The organism is Azospirillum formosense, assembly GCF_013340925.1.
In the GTDB taxonomy this organism is placed as follows: domain Bacteria; phylum Pseudomonadota; class Alphaproteobacteria; order Azospirillales; family Azospirillaceae; genus Azospirillum; species Azospirillum formosense.
Genome location: NZ_WHOR01000417.1, coordinates 1 through 3,222 on the forward strand (window position 1 = coordinate 1; position 3,222 = coordinate 3,222).

The 3,222-nt window shown below is 70.9% G+C and carries 2 protein-coding genes; one reads left to right on the forward strand and one right to left on the reverse strand.

Annotation, left to right across the window (positions count from 1 at the left end):
* Window positions 1-150 precede the first annotated feature (150 nt).
* Window positions 151-2,802 (reverse strand): glycosyltransferase, encoded by a 2,652-nt coding sequence (locus GBZ26_RS28400; RefSeq protein WP_174441664.1) that lies wholly within the window; start codon window positions 2,800-2,802, stop codon window positions 151-153.
* Between the two features lie 191 nt (window positions 2,803-2,993).
* Between GBZ26_RS28400 and GBZ26_RS28405 the strand changes: the two genes are divergently transcribed.
* On the forward strand, window positions 2,994-3,222 hold a 229-nt coding region (locus tag GBZ26_RS28405; protein ID WP_174441665.1), incomplete at its 3' end, for a hypothetical protein.

Here is a 3,222-nt window from a genome sequence, read left to right on the forward strand (position 1 = left end):
ACCGGGCCGCTCCTGGTCCTTACCCCCTCCCTTCCCCCCCCTGCGGCGCGGGCCCCTTCCCTCCCCCGGGACGGGAGAGGGACCATGAAGACAAAAGAAAAAGCCCCCTTGCCGGCGGCAAGGGGGCTTTCTCCGTTTGGAGTTGCGCGGTTACGCGGCGACCGGCTCGTTGGCGCCCTTGGCCTGCGCGGCGGCGGGCTGGACCACGCCCTGCGGGGCGGGCAGCGGCGCCGGGCGCGGGGTGCCGGCGGGCAGCATGTCGCCGATCGCGAGGCCCACGGCCATCAGGTTGGGCACGGCCATCGCGGTCAGCAGGATCGCCCACAGCTCCAGCGACAGGGTGCCCAGCGGGTTGGCGAACCACGCGGTGACCGCGGAGGCCAGCAGCGCACCCGACAGCCAGGCTTCCGGCTTGGCGCAGAAGGCCCCCTGCGTCCGCTTGCCGCCCTTGGCGGTGACGCGGAAGGCGTCGCGCTTGCGGACCACACCGCGGAGCGCGGCGAGCGCCACCGTGGTGGACAGCGCCATGCCGACGGCGCAGGCCCCGAAGCTCTCCTTCCACGAGTTGCCGGAGGCGTAGCGCGAGGCCAGCAGGCTCGACCCGGCGCGCAGGACCAGGGCTCCCAGCACCGCGGCGGTGGCCTGGACCGGCGGCAGGTGCAGCGGCAGGACCAGCGAGGCGAAGGTCCAGGTGACCGCCGCACCGGCGGCCAGCACGCCCACCGCGTCGGACCACCAGCGCGCCCAGTTGGTCAGGTAGCCGATCTTCTGGCCGAGCGTCAGCTCCGTGGCGCCGGGCAGGAACTTCTTCCAGTGGGCGCGCAGGATCTGGGTGGAGCCGAAGACCCAGCGGTCGCGCTGCTTGCGGAACTGCATGAAGTTGTCGGGGGCGAGGCCCTGGCCGAGACGCTCGTCCGTGTAGGCGGCGCGGTAGCCGGCCGACAGGATGCGGATGCCCAGCTCGGTGTCCTCGCAGATGCCCTCTTCCGACCAGCCGCCGACCTGTTCCATGGCGGAGCGGCGCAGCATGATCATCGTGCCGTGGCAGACGAAGGCCTGGGAGGTCAGACCCTCCTGCATGCCGACGTCGAAGAAGGGGCGGTACTCGGCGGTCATGGCGGCCTTCAGCGCCGTCTCATGGCCGTCGCGGTGCTCCTGCGGCGCCTGGACGATGCCGACGCGCGGGTCGGCGAAGGTCGGGGCCAGCTTGTTCAGCCAGTCCGGCTCCACCGTGTAGTCGGCGTCGAGCACGGCGACGATCTCGGCGCGCGGGTCGGTGTGGCGCAGCGCGGCGTTCAGCGCGCCGGCCTTGAAGCCGGAAATCTTCTTATACCAATGGAACTTGAACTTCGGACCCAGCTCGGCGCACAGCTCCTCGACCGGGCGGACGAGCGCCTCGTCCTCGGTGTTGTTGATGAGGACGACGACCTCGTAGTCCGGGTAGTCGACGCGGGCCAGCGAGGTCAGCGTGGCGGCCAGCACGTCCGGCTGCTCGCGGCAGGCGGCGATGTGCACGGACACCATCGGCTTGTGCTCCGGCACCGCGGGAACCCGCGGCAGCAGGGCCGGGGCGCGGCCGGTGAACAGGCGGCGGGCCACCTCGGTCAGGTCGGCGAAGGCCACCGACATCATCAGTGCGCCCAGCAGGAAGGCGGAGCCCCAGGTGGTCGCGGCGCCGAAGGTGAAGTATTCGGCGTAGGCGCCGGCGACGGCCGAGCCGACGCCGAAGCCGACGATGTTGGCGCCCACCGACGCGGCCAGCGCGTAGGTCATGTTGGTGCGGCGGCGGAAGGCGGCGAAGGCCGACAAGGCGAGGCCGAGGGCCAGCGCCACGGCGGCGCCCGCACGGTCGCCCCAGGGGGCCGGGACGTCACCGGCCAGCGGCCATTTCGGCGCGCGGTCGGCGTCGAGCACGCCCCAGGTCGGGCCGGGCGAGCCTTCGATGCTGGACTTCCACACGCCGTCGAACGCCTCGACCACGTTGTAGTCGATGCCGAGCATCCCCGCCTCGGCGGCGAAGTTGCGGACGACGAAGGCCTGGGCCTGCGGCGTCGGGTAGGCGTCGTGGAAGTTCTCGCCGCCCGACGGCCAGCCCACCTCGCCCACGAACAGCGGCTTGCCCGGATGCGCCTTGCGCACGGTGTCCAGCCGGTCGCGGATCCAGGTCAGCGCCTTGTCCACCGGCACGCCCTCCCAGTAGGGCAGGACGTGGACGCCCATGTAGTCGGACGCCGCGATGGTCTCCTTGGCCTTGACGATCTCGGACCACACGTCGGCGGTGCCGACCTTGATGTGCTTCGGCACGCCGGCGCGGACGCGGCGGATGTAGGAGGCCAGTTCCGTGTCGGTCAGTTCGGCGCGCAGCAGCGTCTCGTTGCCGACCACCACGCGCTCGATGCCGCGCACGGTGCGCGACAGCACGATGGCGCGGGCGACCTCGCGCTCGTTGCGGGCCTTGTCGTCGCTCAGCCAGACGCCCAGCGTGACATCCAGGCCATGCTTGGCCGCGATGGCCGGGACGTCGCCCTGGGAGCCCAGCGTGGAGTAGGTGCGGACACCGTCGGCGAAGCCGGCGATGGCGGTCATGTCGCGGTCCAGTTCCACCGCATCGACCACCGGCTGGTGGTTCGGGTCGTAGCTGCGGCCCGAGGGGGAGTAGGAGACGGATTCGATGCGACCCGGCACGGCGTCCACAGGAGTGGGCGCGTTGCGCCAGGACCAGAAGGACGCGTGGCCGGCAGTCACGGCGAGCATCGCCGCGGCCAAGGCCGCAGACCGGATCGAACGCTTCGGGTTGCTCATGTGGGGATTTCGCAAGCCTGGGTAGGATGGGTGGCGGGCGCCACCGGACACACAGACGAACGTGCGCTGCAAAAAACTATTCCCACGCCCTTCCCGATTTTTTTCGGGTGGCTGCACGGATTACCAGATTGGGAACGGCCGCCGCCCCGCTCCTGTTGGCTTCACCAACCGCAACGACGGGAGACGACGAAATGACCGGCAAAAAGGTCGATGTGACCGCGCTGGAGGAAACGATGGACGAGGTGGTCGAAACCCTCGACCTCGCCGAGCAGGCCGCCGGCTATGTCCGGAAGGAAAGCAGCGACCCCATGGACCAGGCCCGCGCCGCCGCGATCCAGAAGCAGGCCGAAGCCATGCTCGACGCCGCCGAGCAGGCGGCTTCCGGTGGCGAACGGCCGCAACGCAGCAACCCCTCCCCCC